Source organism: Limnothrix sp. CMB-01, assembly GCF_055193175.1.
Genome location: NZ_CM143720.1, coordinates 3,609,483 through 3,625,816, shown reverse-complemented (window position 1 = coordinate 3,625,816; position 16,334 = coordinate 3,609,483). Strand labels below are relative to the sequence as shown.

Sequence of the window (16,334 nt, the reverse complement as noted above, 5' to 3'; positions counted from 1 at the left end):
GGAAACCGGGTTATTGAAACGGCTGAATTGAAGTGCTCAGGTCGATCGGGCAGTGCTCGATCGAGCCGTGATCGATGATTAGTCGATCGGGCAGTGCTCGATTCAATCGATCAATCCAATCAACTGAATTGACCGGATCTATCGGATCTATCCGATCGGGAGTGGGCATTCGCTGGCTCCCGATTTTGTTTTGCTGGCGGTGGGATGGTTGCCTGCTTGATTGTGGAGCGAGTGGGCCAACAGCGGATCAAGTCCCGAGTGCCATTCGATCGCGATCGCCCGGCAGAGGGGCTGGGTGTATATTTTGGTGAAAAGTACTATAATTGCCATACTTCACCCGCCTATCTTCATACTGCCGTGTTTGCAGCCGCGCTCGATCGCCCCACCGCCGTTCCTCACGATCTTTTTGCTGCCATTCGCGACCTCAAGCGCGAACTCAACGCCGTCATTTTGGCCCACTATTACCAAGAATCGGAAATTCAAGATATTGCCGACTATATTGGCGATTCGTTGGGTCTCTCCCAGCAGGCAGCCCAGACCAATGCGGATGTGATCGTGTTTGCGGGAGTTCATTTCATGGCAGAAACAGCCAAAATTCTGAACCCCCACAAGCAGGTGTTGTTACCGGATTTAGAAGCGGGCTGTTCTTTGGCGGACAGTTGCCCGGCGAGTGAATTTGCCGCTTTCAAGGCTCGCTATCCCGATCATTTAGTGATTAGTTACATCAACTGCACCGCTGAAATTAAGGCCCTGAGTGACATTATTTGCACCAGTTCCAATGCGGTCAAAATTGTGCAACAAATTCCCCCGGAGCAACCGATTATCTTTGCGCCCGATCGCAACTTAGGGCGCTACGTGATGCAGCAAACGGGTCGCGAGATGGTGCTTTGGGATGGTAGTTGCATTGTCCATGAAACCTTTTCGGAACAAAAATTGGTGCAACTTCAGGTTCAATATCCTGAGGCGGAAGTGATTGCCCATCCTGAATGTGAACCGCCTCTGCTGCGTCATGCCAGTTTCATTGGTTCCACCACGGCCTTGCTCAACCATGTGCAACGGAGCGATCGGGCGGCGTTTATTGTGGCCACGGAACCTGGAATTTTGCACCAAATGCAAAAGGCAGAACCCCAAAAGCAATTCATTCCCGCGCCACCCGAGGGCAATTGTGCTTGTAATGAATGCCCACACATGCGGCTGAATACTTTAGAAAAGCTCTATCTCTGCATGAAGACGCGATCGCCTGAAATCACGATGGATGAGTCCGTGCGATCGGCCGCCCTCCAGCCCATTCAACGAATGTTGGCGATGAGTTAGTAGCTGTTGATTTCTAAACCAGTCATGCAAAAAGGGGCTAATCCTTTAAGAACTAGCCCCCTATGGTTCGGAAAACCGAAGATTAAAGTTTTGCGGGAAAGTTTTACGAGCAAGCTTTGCGGGAAAGCTTTACGGGAAAATTCTACGGGTTAGGAACCGATGCCACATCACCCGGGAGAGCTTGCAGGACTTCCAACCGGACGGAAGCCACCCCGGAGCTGTACATGTCGATTTCGCGAGCAGCCGCCACCGACAGATCAACAATGCGGCCACGGGTAAAGGGCCCGCGATCGTTAATCCGCACAATCACCGATCGACCGTTGCGCAGGTTCGTGACCCGCACCAACGTGCCAAAAGGCAGGGTTCGGTGAGCAGCGGTGAGGGCGTTCTGGTTAAAACGCTCGCCGTTAGCCGTGCGGTTGCCGTGGAAACCGGGACCATACCAGGAAGCCTGTCCCGTTTGGCTCGATCGCACCGCGTAGAGCACCCCGTTATGTCGCAGGCCATTAGCGTTGGGATTGCCCAAAGCATCATCGCCCGACTGGTTCGAGGCAGCCCGCATCCGCAACTGGCCGTTGTAAGCCAAGGGTTGAGCATTGCCCAACTGGCGGCGCAGGCGATTGGTGACCTGCACTGCATCGGCTGAGTAGCTGGCAGTGGGTTGGGGAGCAAGGGTGGTTTGGTCGATCGCAACCAGCGGCTGGCCGCCCATCGTCACCCAATAGCGATTTTCGCGGTTGCTCCACTCGTAACGAATGGCCTGGGCATCCACACCGTTGGCGTGGCGTTGGTCAATTTCGCGAGCGGTGGCGGTGGCCCGTTCCAGGGCGTTGGTGGTGCTGGCTTCGTCGTTGGCCAGGAAAGTCACCACGGGAATGTTGCGAACATAGAGCGTCACTGCTGGCCGATTGCCCAGTTGGTGGGCATGAACCTTGGTGATTCCGTACAGTTGCGACCCGATCGCGGTGGGCTGTGGAATCGCAGCAGCGGCACTGATGCGCGCACCAGTCATTTCAGCGGCTGGCTGGAGGGCCAGGGTGGGAGCGGTTAACTCCGCTGCCAAGATAACTGAGGGGGTGGACTGAGCTTGGGCCGGAATGGGTTGAATTTCTTCCCCAAGGGCGGGAGCTTCAGCGCCGAAGGCGACGGCGGCCACCGAGGCAGCCAACAACGTCAGTTTTTGAATGGAATAATTCATGGCGTGGTGGGGTAAACGTCACGCGCGCCTCAAACTAGGTTCAGTGATCAGGCTCTGGCCGTCCGATGCTCACGAACATGCAATGGTCGAAGGGAAACGAAGTGGGAGCTAGTTGGAGTTAACTGACAAAAGACCACCAAGGGGCGATCGGGAAAGTTAAAGACGTTGGCGCAAAATGCACCGGAGCATCAACAGGTTTTGGAGTATCAGTTAATCGCCGGGGAACTCAGGGGGAGTTCATGGAGGTTAGTCAGTGGCGATCGAACTCGATATTGCAAAACCGGGAACCTAGGAGGTCTGTCGGTTGGTCATGCACCCTAGCAGAGCATCAACACAGCGGTTCCGAAGTAACCAAGCGTCCGTCTAAACTCCAGCGCAACATTCAGCACAGTGGAGACGGCGGCTTTGGTGAACTCGGAGGCTGACCAATGCCGGAACCCAGTTAGCAATAGTTTCAAGGAACCAAAGCTGGGAACCAACGCTGCACAGGGCAACAACACAGTGGACAGAAAGCGATTGGCCGTGGCGATCGCAATCAATGGGTGGATAGCTGAATCGGCAAGAGTTCCAACCGCTTCGCACTCTCCGGCAGTTGCCACCAGGGGTTTTGTTAAGAACCGCAAAGTTTTGACTGCAAGATTGACGTAGGTTACCACAGTCAACCGCAGCAGACCGCCTGATCCCCAGTGGCGGCGCTCTGGGTCTGGCATCGGTGGGGATCGCTCCCTGCTCGATCGCCATGGAAAACAAAGGATTTCAGCCCCTTAGGCTCGATCGTCGTTTTAATAAAAATTTAAGATTTCCCGACCCCAAATTAGTTCCTTTGGGAGCGCCCACAGGACAGAATCGCAACTGGCTGAAGGCTGGGCTAAACGATTGGAAGGCTGAAGGTTCATAGTGCTTGCGGCAACCTGAATGCTAAAATCCATGCCGTTCAGCGCCCCGCCCCCAACGATTTATTTCTCAAGGGTTATTTCTCAAGGGACTATTTCTTCAGGGATTACTTCTCAAGGGATTATTTCTCAAGGAAAGTCTCCCTCAGGAGCGGCGGGCGACTTCGAGAGGAACAGCAACCGTGGACTATCGGGAAGCAGGGGTCGATATTGAAGCGGGTCGCGCCTTTGTGGATCGCATTCGCGATCGCGTGCAACGCACCTTCCGTCCTGAGGTGCTTGGGGGACTGGGCGGCTTTGGCGGTTGTTTTGCGCTGCCCACGGGCTATCAGGAGCCGGTATTGGTTTCCGGAACCGATGGCGTGGGTACAAAGCTGGAAATTGCCCAAAAAACCGGTCAACACAACACCGTGGGCATTGATTTGGTGGCCATGTGCGTCAACGATGTGCTGACCTCTGGAGCCGAACCCCTCTTTTTCCTGGACTACATCGCCACGGGCAAACTGCGCCCGGAGGCTATGGCCGATGTGGTGGAAGGCATTGCGATCGGCTGTGAGCAGGCGGGTTGTGCTCTGCTGGGCGGCGAAACGGCCGAAATGCCGGGATTCTATAGCGAAGGAAAATATGATTTGGCGGGCTTTTGCGTGGGCATTGCCGAGCGCAGCCGCCTCCTGACCGGTGCTCAGGTGCAGGTGGGTGATGTGGCGATCGCCCTGCCCAGCTCAGGACTGCACAGCAATGGGTTTAGCCTGGTGCGCAAGGTAGTTGAACAGGCGGGCCTAACTTGGGGCGATCGAGTAGAAGGGCTGACGGGCGATCGTACCTTAGGTGAGCTGGTACTCACGCCCACCCAAATCTATGTTCAGCCCATTTTGAACTTGCTGAAGTCTGACCTGTCGATCCATGGCATGGCGCACATTACCGGTGGCGGGCTGCCGGAGAACTTGCCGCGCACCCTGGGGCCGAACCAAGCCGTAGCGGTCGATCGCAACAGTTGGCAAATTCCCCCCCTGTTCCAGTGGTTGGCCCAAACGGGCGATGTGCCAACCGCAGCCATGTTCGATACCTTTAATATGGGCGTGGGCTTCGTGGTTTTGGTGCCTGCTGCTGAAGCTGCGGCTGCCTTGACGCAGTTCAATCAATTGGGAATTGCTGCTTGGCAATTAGGCGAAGTGGTGGCAGGTAATGGCGAAATTCTAGGGCTGTTGTAATCAGGGCTGGTTCATTAGCTTTCTGGCTATTGTTGCCGACTTTTCGCATTCTTCCTTCTGATTGGAAGCGGCTGAAAGTCGGTTTGGAAGAAGTTTTGATCCTGTCATTGCTGTTGCGTTTGAGAGAGCTGTTGTGCTGCCACTTGCCTTGCAATTCACTTCGCCAGGGCCCGTTTTTCTGAAATTTGGCCCGCTCATCATCCGCTGGTATGGACTCTTAATTGCGATCGCCCTGATGACGGGCGTGAGCCTATCTCAATGGCTGGCAACTAAGCGTCGAATCGATCGGGATTTGGTTGCCGATGTCTCCATTTGGTTGGTGTTAGCTGCCTTGCCGGCCGCTCGGATCTATTACGTGCTGTTTAATTGGTCAGCCTATGCAGCCCATCCAGAGCGGATCATCGCCATTTGGGAAGGCGGCATTGCAATTCATGGCGCTATTTTGGGTGGCTTGGCGGCATTGTTGCTGTTTTCTCGCCTCAACAAAATTCCCTTTTGGCAGTTGGTGGATGTCATTACGCCTTCGTTGATTTTGGGCCAGGCGATCGGGCGGTGGGGCAATTTCTTTAACTCCGAAGCCTTTGGGCGGCCAACGGATTTACCTTGGAAGCTTTATATTCCGCCCGATCGTCGTCCCTTGGGCTATGAAGGATTTGAGTATTTTCATCCCACATTTCTTTACGAATCGCTCTGGAATTTGGGAGTTTTTGGGTTATTAATGACCCTCTTTTTGCGGTTACCCAATTTGCGACCCGGGACGATCGGTTGTGTTTATGCTGTGACCTATAGTTTAGGTCGAGTTTGGATTGAAGGTTTACGCACCGATAGTCTGATGTTTGGCCCCCTGCGCATGGCCCAGATGGTGAGTTTGACCGGGGTAATTTTGGGCGGTTTGGGTTTGTTTTGGCTCTATAAACTTCGTCGATCGCTGCCTGATGTGGTGAGCGTGGGTCACGAAGCTTCCAATGGTTAAGGCTCCATTCTAATAATTATCAGAGGTAACCCAGCAGAACAGGAATTAGGCTGAAAAATTAGGGCAATAAAGCTCCCCAGTTAAGACTCCAAAATAGAGATCTTCAACGGTCAAAAAATCAAAACCAAGCCAACTCAAAACCAAACTAACAAAGCTACAGAATTACCAGCCAAGTAAACCCGTTTCCTTGATCGTTGGAGATCGCCATGCACAGCAGCCCACCCGATCGCAACTTCTTGGAACCTTGGTTCCGATCCCTATCCAAAATAACCAGGTTCGATGGCTTCGGCTGGCATTCTGGACTGCAAGCGATCGGCAAGGGATGCTTGGCCCATCGCGGCCTGGCCTTGCTCATTTGTTTTGGATTGATGGTGGGCGGTTGTGGATTGCCCCAAGTTAGTGCAGAGTCTCGGTTGCTATTGCCATTGTCCGTTGATTTTTTGGGGGCCTATTTGTTGCCCGCTCAACAGGTCATGGACACGCCCGTGGGAGGGCTTTCGGCCTTGGCATACGATCGCCAAACCGATCAATTTCTGGCCCTTTCTGACGATCGCTCCAACTTGGCTCCCGCAAGGTTCTATACGCTCAAAATTTCCTGGCGATCGACCGACAATCCTAATCCTTCTGGGGCCTCTATTTCTGATCAAAATTCAGCGCCTTCATCGGTCAAAACGGGGCAGACTATTGATCGCGTGACGGTTGAAAATGTCACCATTTTACGAGATGAATCGGGTGAGCCTTTTGCAGCAGGAGAAATTGATCCTGAAGGGTTAGCAATTACCCCACGAAATACGGTTTTAATTTCCAGCGAAGGCGACGTAAAACAGGGCATTCCGCCCATGATTCGTGAGTTCGATCGCAAAACGGGCATGGCCACGCGATCGCCCCTGCCCTTGCCCAGTCGCTATCTACCCGGCAACGCGGCGGACGGTTCGCCCCAAGGAATTCGCGATAATTTGGGTTTTGAGGCGCTGGGCATTGTGCCCGTGGGAACGAACCCCTCCCCTGTGGAGCCGTTTCGGGCGTTCACAGCCACCGAAGAAAACCTGGCCCAAGATTTGGAGCCGAAACCCGAGAAAGCCGAGGGCGATCGCCCCACGATTCCGTCCCGATCGCGCATTTTACATTTCAGTTTGGGCGACGGGCCCCCATTTCCCATTTCTGAGCATTTGTACGAAATGGATCCGGCCAGCAGCACCGCCATTAGTAACGGTTTGGTGGATTTGATGCCCCTTGATCAAGGCGGTCATTTCCTCAGTTTGGAGCGCACCTTTGACCCCCTAGAAGGCTTTGGAGCCAAACTCTTTCAGGTGGAATTAGGAACCGCCACAGACACCTCCAGCTATGCCAATTTGCGGGGGGCTTTACCCGATGTGAAACCCGCTTATAAAAAATTACTGCTGGACTTTAAAACCCTGGGCATCCCGATCGATAACTTGGAAGGATTGACCCTTGGCCCCCAGTTACCAGACGGTCGCCAAAGCATCATTTTGGTGAGTGACAATAACTTTCGAGAAGCCCAAGTAACCCAGTTTATCTTATTGGCACTGGATGGTTTTAAGGCTCAGTAAGAGGCTCAGTAAGCAGTTAGCTGAGTACTGAATTCGTGGAGCAAGCCATCAAATCATCCGTTAGGAAAATTGTTGGCTGCATAGGAAACCACTTTGGGCTGAAATTGCACTAAGTGCAGGTTATTCAGCAAGTCTTGGCTGTTGTACTGTCCCCAATGCTCAATTTCCAGAAAGTTGGCCCATGATAGCGCCGGTTTATAGACCCGAAAATAGCGCATGAGGTGGAGCGAAGCAGCACTTTCCAAGGGGCCAATAAACTGATTGCTGGGTTGCCCAAAGTCCACTGTCGAAGCCCAAAGGGTCATTTGCGATCGGGTCAGAAAAAAGCAACCCGCGTGGGGATTTCCCGCTCGTTGGAATTGGATCGGTTGACCGAGAAACTGGCCAACCAAAACGCGCCGCTCAGTGAAATGGTGGGCAAATCCCGGATTTTGGCCAGTTTTGCTTTCAAAGTCTGGATCAACATAGACCTTGTGATAGTTCGCTGAATGATGGCTTTCTGGATGATTGCTGCCTAGTACATCAGGATGGGTTGAGCTGACTAAATGCGAGGTAGATGAGTCAGAGCATTCACCGACTTCACCGGTTGCCAAAGAATTGGTTGCTAAAGAGTTATTGAGCCACGGATTTGACCATTCAAAGCGATGGGGCTGCAAGATAGCGGTTTCGCCTAGAAGTGACTGAAACCATTGTTGTTTCAGAAAAAATAGGGGATCACGAATGGTTAAATCATCTTCCAAATAACAATAATAGTCATAATTTTCCGAGAGCCGATCGCCCAAAACTCGCTGGCAATAAAACCCCAACTCCCGATCAGGACAATCTAGGGCAATATGCTGAAAAAGATGGCGACTGACGGGTAATTGTGACAACAAATGGCGATCGCCCGTTGTGCAAAGCAGAATATTTAGTTCACAACTTGTCCATTGGTTCACCTGTTGAATTTGTAGTCCCTGTTGGGGCTGATCTTGGAAGGCAATTTGGCGAGCATTGAAAAGGCTATGCAGTGCCTGAATTCCTTGGCTGAGGGCAGCAATTCGCGGCCGGGGATCGCGCCTGGCGGAACCATATTTCCCATCAGCGTCAGGACGAAAAAAGTGCGGAATCGCCACCAAAATTCGCATTTTATAAAACCCTCTCAACCCTAGGACGCACTGACCAAGGCCATCGATCGGGCAGCGAATCCCGCGTTGGAAAGCGCGTGGGTGACGGCTCCCGGATCGCGCACCCGGAATTGGGGGCCAAACCGCACTAATTCACGGCGGCCATCCTCCCCGCGCACAATGGCAATCACGGGCGTTTTGGCATCATCCCCCGCCCAATTCAGCAGCAAGGTTCGTAACTGGTGTTGTTGTTCAATGTTGCCGGCCAAATCGGCAGAAATCTCGATCGTTAACAGTTGAATTTGGTCAACAGGTTCCGCATCTTCAATGATGAATTGGGGTTGATCATCACGGCGATCGACCTTGCCCCAAATCATCAACTGTCGATCGGGCTGAATCAGTGGGTGAATTCGCTCATAGGCCCGGGGAAACACAATCGCCTCCGCCTGAGCAGTCAGGTCTTCAATTTGCACGATGGCCATTCGATCGCCCTTTTTGGTCACCACCGGCTTCACGGAATTCAACATCACAATGGCGCTGACCGTTGCCTTGTCATCGGGTCGCTCGCCCAGTTCTGACAGGTTCATGGGAGCCAACAATCGAGAGGGTTTTTGAATATCCTTCAAGGGATGATCGGAAATATAAAATCCGAGTAATTCCTTCTCCAAATTCAACCGTTCTTGTTTGGGATAATCTTCCATCGGTTGCGCTTTGGGAGCCAAATCCAACACATTGTCTGGCGTTTTGGCATGGCTTGCGGATTCCAGTCCCATAGACAAATCAAACAGATTGCCCTGGCCGCTGGCTCGATCCTTGGCCCGGCTATGGGCCCAGTCGATAATTAACTCCAAATCAGCCATCGATTGACGGCGATTAGCCTGCAAGCAGTCCAATGCACCGCACTGCACCAATGCTTCCAAGGCCCGCCGGTTGACCGATCGCAAGTCAATTCGATCGCACAAATCAGCCAAAGATTTAAAGGAACCACCTTCCGATCGCGCCTGCAATAAACACTCGATCGCCCCCAATCCCAAGTTCCGAACTGCGCCTAAGCCAAACAGAATTTTGCCCCGTTTTCCTGACGCATCCTTGAGCGGTGTGAAGTCCACATCCGATCGATTAATATCCGGTGGCTCCACATCAATTCCCAGGCGCAAACAACTGGCAATATACATTTGCACCTTATCCCGATCGTCGCTGTTGGAAGTCAGCAACGCCGCCATATATTCAACGGGATAATTGGCTTTCAAATAAGCCGTTTGGTAGGTCACATAGCCATAGGCTGCCGAGTGGGATTTGTTAAAGCAATATTCCGCAAACTTCACCATCTGGTCAAACAAACTTTCGGCAATTTTGCTCTTGATGCCATTGCGTGCGGCCCCATCGACAAAAATGCTTTGGTGTTTTTCCATTTCCTCCTTTTTCTTTTTCCCCATGGCCCGTCGCAGCAGATCCGCTTCACCCAAGGTATAGCCCCCCAACTCTTGGGCCACCTTCATGATCTGTTCTTGGAACACCAAAACCCCATAGGTCTCGTTCAAAATGGGTTCCAACATTTCGTGGTCATAGGCGATCGCCTCTCGACCGTGTTTCCGGTTAATAAACTGTGGAATCAGACCAGCATCAAGGGGGCCTGGTCGATAGAGGGCCAAAATTGAAGAAATATCAGCCAAGTTGGACGGTTTCAAATCCCGCACCACCTGGCGCATTCCGGAAGATTCCAACTGAAAGATCCCTTCCAAATCACCACTTGCCAGCAGTTTGTAAGCATGGGGATCATCTTCCGGCACACTGTCAATATCAATGGTTTTGCCACTGGTACGCTCAATGAGGTCAATGGTTTTTTGGATCATCGTTAGGTTTTTCAGACCCAAAAAGTCCATCTTTAGCAATCCAACGGCCTCAATATCTTCCATGTAATATTGAGTGATCACTGAGCCATCATTGTTGCGTTGCAGCGGCACGATTTCATCCAGGGGATCTGCGGAAATGACCACGCCGGCCGCATGAACCCCAAAGGTTTTGTTCGTGCCTTCAATCCGCATCGCCATATCTAGCCAGCGGCGATAGGTCACCCCCGGTAGCGCGCCGGGAACCTGCTCATCTTTGTCATATTTTTCCTTAAATTCGGGGGCAGGCGTTTCATTGGAAACCATCACTTTCAACTTGGCTGGCTTGCCCCGCGAAACGGGAATCATTTTCGCCATTCGATCGGCTTCCCCGTAGGGAATATCCAACACCCGCGCCACATCCTTCAACACGGCTTTCGAGGTCATCCGGTTGAAGGTAATAATTTGCGCCACCCGATCGGTTCCGTATTTTTGGGTGACGTAATCAATTACTTGATCCCGCTTTTCAATGCAGAAATCCGTATCCACATCGGGCATGGATTTCCGTTCTGGGTTCAAGAATCGCTCAAACAGCAAGCCATGGTGTACTGGGTCAATGTTGGTAATGCCAAGGCTATAGGCAACTAGGGAACCGGCAGCACTGCCCCGACCGGGACCCACGGGAATATTGTGATCGCGAGCAAATTTGATGTAGTCCCAAACTACGAGGAAATAGGCCGAAAAGCCCATGCGTTGCAACATTTCCAGCTCGTAGGTTTGGCGTTCCACATATTCAGGATGTCGATCGATCAATTCCTGTCGAGAGGCCAAACCCAAGCGTTGACAAAGGCCCTGCCAAGCCACTTCTTCCACGTAGGTGTCAGCGGTGTGACCGGGAGGAACCGGAAAGTCAGGAATCCGGGGTTGACCCAAGATGTTGTAATCTTCAATTTTTGCAGACACCTTAAGGGTGTTGTTAATGGCCTCTTGAATCACATCATCGGTGAGGTGATCGCGGAACAGTTGGGCCATTTCTTCGGCCGATTTCAGATATTCCGTGCCGCTGTAGCGCAGTCGTTTATCTTCTGTAATTAGTTTGCCGGTTTGGATGCAAAGCAATGCGTCGTGGGCTTCCACATCAAAACAGGAAATGAAGTGGGAGTCGTTGGTGGCAATCAGTTGAATATCGAATTGGCGGGCTAGCCGAACCAAGGCCACATTCACCACCCGATCTTCCTGGGAGCCATGGTCTTGCAGTTCTAAATAAAAATCATCGGCAAAAATTTCTTTGTACCATTGGGCAACCCGTTCCGCCACGTCAAAACGCCCGGCCAAGATGGCTTGGGGAATTTCGCCCCCTAAGCAAGCACTGGTGACGATTAGACCTTCGCGATGGGTTTCTAGTAGTTCTTTATTAATACAAGGACGGGCAAAAATGCCTTTTCCGCGCACCCCTTGCAGGTTGGAAACGGTGGTTAATTTAACGAGATTTTTATAGCCCTGTTTATTTTTTGCCAGGACAACTTGGTGATATTTCGGTAATTTTCGTTTGTCATCAAGGCTGCCATTGATGACATACATTTCGTTGCCAATGATCGGGCGAATGGGTTTGCCGCGACAAACTTTCAGCAGTTCGATCGCCCCATACATGACTCCGTGATCCGTCAGGGCGATCGCGGGCATTCCCAATTCCATGGCCCGATCGATCAAGGCGGGCAGTTGACTCGCCCCATCAAGCAGGCTGTAATCGCTGTGGATGTGGAGACCAACAAAGGACATGGCAGGAGAACTCGATCGAACCGATGGATGATGCGCTCTCCATTGTGGCCTATCGGGTTCCCGGACGCGAGTGCCTGCGGGGTTAATCAGCCGGAACGGGCCAGGCTGCCGCTGCGTTCCACCAAATGCAGGGCGATCGAGCTGAGGGGGAGCACCTGTTTGGCCGCGCCCAGCTCGATCGCCGCTCGGGGCATGCCAAACACCACGGAACTGGCCTCATCTTGGGCGATCGTCCAGCCGCCCGCTTGGGACAGTTCCAGCAGGCCCTTTGCGCCGTCGTTGCCCATGCCCGTCAGTAAAATCCCGATCGCCCGTTTGCCAAAAACCCGAGCCATGGCGCGAAAGGTGGCCGTCACCGAAGGGCAATGGCCATCCACCGGCTCCGTGCGAAAGGTGACGAACCGCCCTTGCAGATCAAACTCCAATTGGTGACCTTCCGGCGGAAAGTAAATCACGCCCGGCTGCGGGGTTTGGCCCGCTTGGGCAATTTGAATCGACAGCGCGCAATTGAGGCTGAGCCAATCCAGCAATCCCCGCAAGAAGCCCGTGCTGATATGTTGCACGCAAACCAGCGGCAGGGGAAAACGCGATGGTAATTGGCTCAAAATCTCCCGCAGGGCCTGGGGGCCGCCCGTGGAAGCGCCGATCGCCCCGATCGCCCGTTCGATCGCTGGCCCTTGCACCAGCACCGACGGCAGCGCGATCGTGGGTGACGGTGAGGGGGATAGCGATCGCCGCAGCTTGAAAACCTTCACCCCCGCCAGCACCCGAATCTTGGCAACTAACTGGGCCGCCACTTGAGCGTATTGTTCCGGCGAACTCATCACCGGTTTGGGGAACACATCCACCGCACCCGCCTCCAGCAACTCAAACACCGTGCGCCGATCGTCTTCGCGAACGGAGTTGCTGATTACCAAAATGGGCCGGGGCGATCGCCCCATCACCTCGCGGGTCAATTCCAGCCCATTCATGCGCGGCATGTGCAAATCCGTGCAAATCACGTCGGGATAGGTCGTTTCCAGCAGTTCCAACCCCTCCAGCCCTGTGCGGGCCGTGCCCACCACTTGCAGCGCACCGGTACTCTCGATCGCCCGCCGCAGGAGCCGGATGGCAATTTCGGAATCTTCAACCAACAGCACTCGGATGGGGGGTGGAGCCACTGGTATTCCCTGCCTGAAATTTTGGTGCTGCAAATCGGGAGGCAATTAATCTTTGTCTGATTTTTTGTCCTATGCCTATTGTCGCAAATTTCTGGGGGTTTGAAGCTAAAACCAGCAAGGATTTAATCAATTAGCCGATCCATTAGCCGACCATTTGCTGATTATTTTTTGAGATTCTGATCCTGTTCGAGCCATTGCTTTTTTTAAAGAAAATGATTCTGCTGCTTAGTTTTTTTGGAACAGCAAACAGAGTTCAATCGCCTTAGATTGCAGCGTTTCGATCGGGTCGCTGCCCCGCTTCAGGAGGGTTTCCTGCTCCAAGAGAAGCTGGAGGCTTTTTTGAAGTGCTTTGAGTCCCATAGGTTGCACTTCTTTCTTAATGAAAAAAAGTCGCTTGGGGTTGCCCAAATCTGCCGCCTTGGCAATCACCAAATCATCCCGCTCGCCCCGATCAAGCATCAGCTTCACCCACAGCCACAGCCGAAACTGGGTGACCAGAGAAGCATGAATTCGCAAAGGATTTTCATTCCGCGCGATCAAATCCGCAATCAGCTTCAAAGCTTGGGAAATTTGCCCCAGGGAAATGGCCTTCGCCAGCTCCAAACTGCTTTGGGTGGAAACGGAAACGAGGTGGTGAATATCTTCCTTGGCGATCGGGCGATCGCCCACAAATAATTGCAGCTTTTCCAGCTCGCTATAGAGTTGGCGCGTGTTGTTGCCCACCGCATTCACCAACAGTTCCGCCGCTTCAGGTTTAATTTTCACTTTCATCGCTTGGGCGGCCCGTTTCACCTGTTGCAACAGCTCCTCCGTTTTCCAGGGAGGAATCGGGGAAAATTCCTGAATTTCGGTGTTTTTGGCCTTCTGGAGCAATTTAGTGGACTTGAGGCGGCCATCGGGCTTTTGGCGGGAGGTGAGCAGCAAAATGGCATTGTCGGGAATTTGGGGCAGGGTGCGTTCCAGCTCTCGCAACCAATCGTCGGGACAGCGCTGGGCCAAGGCCGTTTCCGCCAGCCACACCAGCCGATCGCCCGCACCAAAGGGAGGAGTCACCGCCTGGGCCAGGGCCGCCAGCAGGCCATCCTCGCGATCGGGCGGGATTTTTTCAAAATTAAAGCTTTCCCAAGCCGCATCCACACGCGATCGCAACGGGTCGATCGCCCGCTGCATCGCAAAATCATCCTCACCCCAAAACCAATAAACCGGCATTTTGTTAAACGGTGGCGAACTCGCCCCCGGATGCTTGACTGGAGAATGGGCTAATGGGTTAGCCTTTGCCGCCCCCGATCAGGTAAAGCAACGCCATGCGCACCGCAATGCCGCTGGTCACCTGATCCGGAACCAAGCTCAGGGCCGGGTCATCCATCACATCGGAAGCCAACTCCACACCGCGATTCGTGGGGCCCGGGTGCAACACCCGCACTTGGGGCTGACAGAGCCGCAGTCGATCGCGCGTAATGCCATAGCGTTGGTGATATTCCCGCAAGCTGGGCAGCAGGTGTTGGCTCATCCGTTCCTGTTGCAACCGCAGGGTCATCACAAAGTCCGCATCGGCCAAGGCCGGCTCCAGTTGCCAATGAATTTGGAGGGGCGATCGATCGGCCGTTGGCGGCAAAAATTGGGCAAATTCCCGAGGTAGCAGGGTTGGCGGCCCGGCCAAATGCACGGCTGCCCCGGCGGCCGTCAGGCTCCACAGATTCGATCGAGCCACCCGTGAGTGCAAAATATCGCCCACGATCGCCACCTTTTTGCCCCGCAAGTCCCCGATCGACGGTTTTTGGGGATTCAACACCTGGCAGATGGAGAACAGATCCAACAATCCCTGGGAAGGGTGTTCGTGTTGGCCGTCCCCCGCATTCAGCACACTCACCCCGGACTGCAGCCGATCCATCTCCGCCGCGATCGACTGGGGTACGCCGGCCTGCTTGTGCCGGATCACCATAATGTCCGTCCCCATGGCCAAATAGGTTTTGGCCGTGTCTAGGATCGTCTCTCCCTTGGTGAGCGAAGAGGATCCCGGCGCAAAGTTGAGAATATCCGCTGACAGGCGCTTGGCCGCCAGCTCAAAACTGCTGCGGGTGCGGGTCGAGGGTTCAAAAAACAGGTTGGTGACCACTTGCCCCTGAAGGGTGGGCACTTTTTTGGTGCGACGGGACAACACCTCGCGAAAACTAGCGGCGGTGGTCAACACAGTGTCGTAGTCTTCGCGCGAGAACTCCGCCAACGATAAGACGTGGCGGTGCGTCCAGCTTGCAGTGGTCATGGGGCGAGGGGAAATGCGGGCCAGCAATCCATTGAAGCGCAAATGCAGCGCAAACGGGTGCGCTGGTGGAGGGGATTTGACTGGGCGATCGAATCAGGGGCCGATTAATCGTTCACACGGGAACTGGCACGGCGGTTTGCGCGGTGGTTTATTTGCGCGGTGGTTTATACGGATTGGGCGATCGCGCCTTTGAAGAACCGATCAAGCACCGGCCAATCAACGACCAAGCACCCAATCAAAACAGCGACTCAGCACCCAATCAACACCCAATCAGCACTAGATTTTAAACACCCCATTCAGCCCCCGACCCAGCGCCACCCCGCCACCGACCAATCAGGGATCTGGCCCCCATTCAGACTCCATTCAGACCCAATTCAGAAAGCTTTCCAGTTCGGAGACGCTGGCTGGCCCAAACCGGCAAGATTGAGTCACCTTCTTTTCAGCCCCCCTTCAGCACTACTCCTCGTTGGAATTTTCGCCATGATGCTCGATCGCCCCAAGTTTTCTCAGGCTTCGCGACCCGCCACCCCTCGCCGCGCTCCTTTGGCCTTGGCGCTGCTGGCCCTGGCCATGGTTCCGGGGTTGGCGGGCTGTAATTTGACCGGCGACCCTTCCGCCCAGGCGGCGGCAATCGATTCGGATCCGCTGCCCGACACGGTTTCGGTGGATCTGTATAAGCCGGACGGTGCTTGCAAAGGCTTGGTGGCCCAGTCGGTGAAAGTTCCGCGCGATCGGCCCTTGGAAGCGGCCGTGGGGCGGCTGTTGATTGAAGCAACCGGCGACAAACCCGATCCGGCCTTTGACCTGCGCCACTATCGCATCAGCTTGGACACGGCCAAGCGATCGGTCACCATTGACCTGCGCTTGAATCCCGATGGCCGCCGCAAGTTCCAATCCCTGTCCAGTTGCGAACAGTTAACCCTGTTTGGCAGTTTGCAGGCGACCCTCACGCGCAATCGACTTTGGCCGGTCGATCGGGTCTATTTCACCGACGGCGATCGCCCCTTGAGCCTATAAGGCAGTGACCAGGCGAGATCAAC

The 16,334-nt window shown here is 53.8% G+C and carries 12 protein-coding genes; 5 read left to right on the top strand and 7 right to left on the bottom strand.

The window, feature by feature from the left end:
* Positions 1-204: 204 nt before the first annotated feature.
* The gene (gene nadA, locus ACZA91_RS14955) at positions 205-1,314 is read left to right on the top strand and encodes a quinolinate synthase NadA (protein WP_463183107.1); all 1,110 of its coding nucleotides are present in this window, start codon (positions 205-207) and stop codon (positions 1,312-1,314) included.
* Positions 1,315-1,456: 142 nt separating this feature from the next.
* Here nadA and ACZA91_RS14950 read toward each other — a convergent pair whose 3' ends face one another.
* Together ACZA91_RS14950 and ACZA91_RS14945 are read right to left on the bottom strand one after the other, a co-directional pair.
* Positions 1,457-2,512 (bottom strand): septal ring lytic transglycosylase RlpA family protein, encoded by a 1,056-nt coding sequence (locus ACZA91_RS14950; protein ID WP_463183105.1) that lies wholly within the window; start codon positions 2,510-2,512, stop codon positions 1,457-1,459.
* 317 nt (positions 2,513-2,829) lie between these two features.
* On the bottom strand, positions 2,830-3,222 hold the full coding sequence (locus ACZA91_RS14945) for a hypothetical protein (protein WP_463183102.1): 393 nt from the start codon (positions 3,220-3,222) through the stop codon (positions 2,830-2,832).
* 365 nt (positions 3,223-3,587) lie between these two features.
* Between ACZA91_RS14945 and purM the strand changes: the two genes are divergently transcribed.
* The 3 genes from purM to ACZA91_RS14930 all read left to right on the top strand — a co-directional run bounded on the left by purM (position 3,588) and on the right by ACZA91_RS14930 (position 7,160).
* Positions 3,588-4,616 (top strand): phosphoribosylformylglycinamidine cyclo-ligase, encoded by a 1,029-nt coding sequence (gene purM / locus ACZA91_RS14940; protein ID WP_463183100.1) that lies wholly within the window; start codon positions 3,588-3,590, stop codon positions 4,614-4,616.
* Positions 4,617-4,752: 136 nt separating this feature from the next.
* A complete protein-coding gene (gene lgt, locus ACZA91_RS14935; RefSeq protein WP_190531294.1) occupies positions 4,753-5,589 on the top strand; it encodes a prolipoprotein diacylglyceryl transferase in 837 nt (278 codons plus the stop codon).
* A gap of 206 nt (positions 5,590-5,795) precedes the next feature.
* On the top strand, positions 5,796-7,160 hold the full coding sequence (locus tag ACZA91_RS14930) for an esterase-like activity of phytase family protein (RefSeq protein ID WP_463183098.1): 1,365 nt from the start codon (positions 5,796-5,798) through the stop codon (positions 7,158-7,160).
* Positions 7,161-7,213: 53 nt separating this feature from the next.
* Here ACZA91_RS14930 and ACZA91_RS14925 read toward each other — a convergent pair whose 3' ends face one another.
* From ACZA91_RS14925 to ACZA91_RS14905, 5 genes are all read right to left on the bottom strand, one after another.
* Positions 7,214-8,284 carry a hypothetical protein gene (locus ACZA91_RS14925; RefSeq protein ID WP_463183096.1) on the bottom strand — a complete coding sequence of 357 codons (1,071 nt, stop codon included), beginning with the start codon at positions 8,282-8,284 and terminating at the stop codon, positions 7,214-7,216.
* 20 nt (positions 8,285-8,304) lie between these two features.
* Complete coding sequence (locus ACZA91_RS14920) at positions 8,305-11,871, bottom strand: DNA polymerase III subunit alpha (protein WP_463183094.1); 3,567 nt, start codon at positions 11,869-11,871, stop codon at positions 8,305-8,307.
* An 86-nt stretch (positions 11,872-11,957) separates the two neighbouring features.
* Positions 11,958-13,031, bottom strand: a complete 1,074-nt coding sequence (gene cheB / locus ACZA91_RS14915; protein WP_463183091.1) for a chemotaxis-specific protein-glutamate methyltransferase CheB — start codon at positions 13,029-13,031, stop codon at positions 11,958-11,960.
* A 225-nt stretch (positions 13,032-13,256) separates the two neighbouring features.
* The gene (holA, locus tag ACZA91_RS14910; protein ID WP_190530077.1) at positions 13,257-14,240 is read right to left on the bottom strand and encodes a DNA polymerase III subunit delta; all 984 of its coding nucleotides are present in this window, start codon (positions 14,238-14,240) and stop codon (positions 13,257-13,259) included.
* Between the two features lie 58 nt (positions 14,241-14,298).
* Positions 14,299-15,294 (bottom strand): aspartate carbamoyltransferase catalytic subunit, encoded by a 996-nt coding sequence (locus ACZA91_RS14905; RefSeq protein ID WP_099532479.1) that lies wholly within the window; start codon positions 15,292-15,294, stop codon positions 14,299-14,301.
* Between the two features lie 480 nt (positions 15,295-15,774).
* Here ACZA91_RS14905 and ACZA91_RS14900 point away from each other — a divergent pair, with 480 nt between their 5' ends.
* On the top strand, positions 15,775-16,311 hold the full coding sequence (locus tag ACZA91_RS14900) for a hypothetical protein (RefSeq protein WP_190531104.1): 537 nt from the start codon (positions 15,775-15,777) through the stop codon (positions 16,309-16,311).
* Positions 16,312-16,334: the final 23 nt, after the last annotated feature.

Coding starts and splice junctions, on each gene's coding strand:
- nadA (WP_463183107.1), top strand. CDS start 205: ATGGTTGCCTGCTTGATTGTGGAGCGAGTGGGCCAACAGCGGATCAAG.
- ACZA91_RS14950 (WP_463183105.1), bottom strand. CDS start 2,512: ATGAATTATTCCATTCAAAAACTGACGTTGTTGGCTGCCTCGGTGGCC.
- ACZA91_RS14945 (WP_463183102.1), bottom strand. CDS start 3,222: ATGCCAGACCCAGAGCGCCGCCACTGGGGATCAGGCGGTCTGCTGCGG.
- ACZA91_RS14930 (WP_463183098.1), top strand. CDS start 5,796: ATGCACAGCAGCCCACCCGATCGCAACTTCTTGGAACCTTGGTTCCGA.
- ACZA91_RS14925 (WP_463183096.1), bottom strand. CDS start 8,284: ATGCGAATTTTGGTGGCGATTCCGCACTTTTTTCGTCCTGACGCTGAT.
- ACZA91_RS14920 (WP_463183094.1), bottom strand. CDS start 11,871: ATGTCCTTTGTTGGTCTCCACATCCACAGCGATTACAGCCTGCTTGAT.
- holA (WP_190530077.1), bottom strand. CDS start 14,240: ATGCCGGTTTATTGGTTTTGGGGTGAGGATGATTTTGCGATGCAGCGG.
- ACZA91_RS14905 (WP_099532479.1), bottom strand. CDS start 15,294: ATGACCACTGCAAGCTGGACGCACCGCCACGTCTTATCGTTGGCGGAG.
- ACZA91_RS14900 (WP_190531104.1), top strand. CDS start 15,775: ATGATGCTCGATCGCCCCAAGTTTTCTCAGGCTTCGCGACCCGCCACC.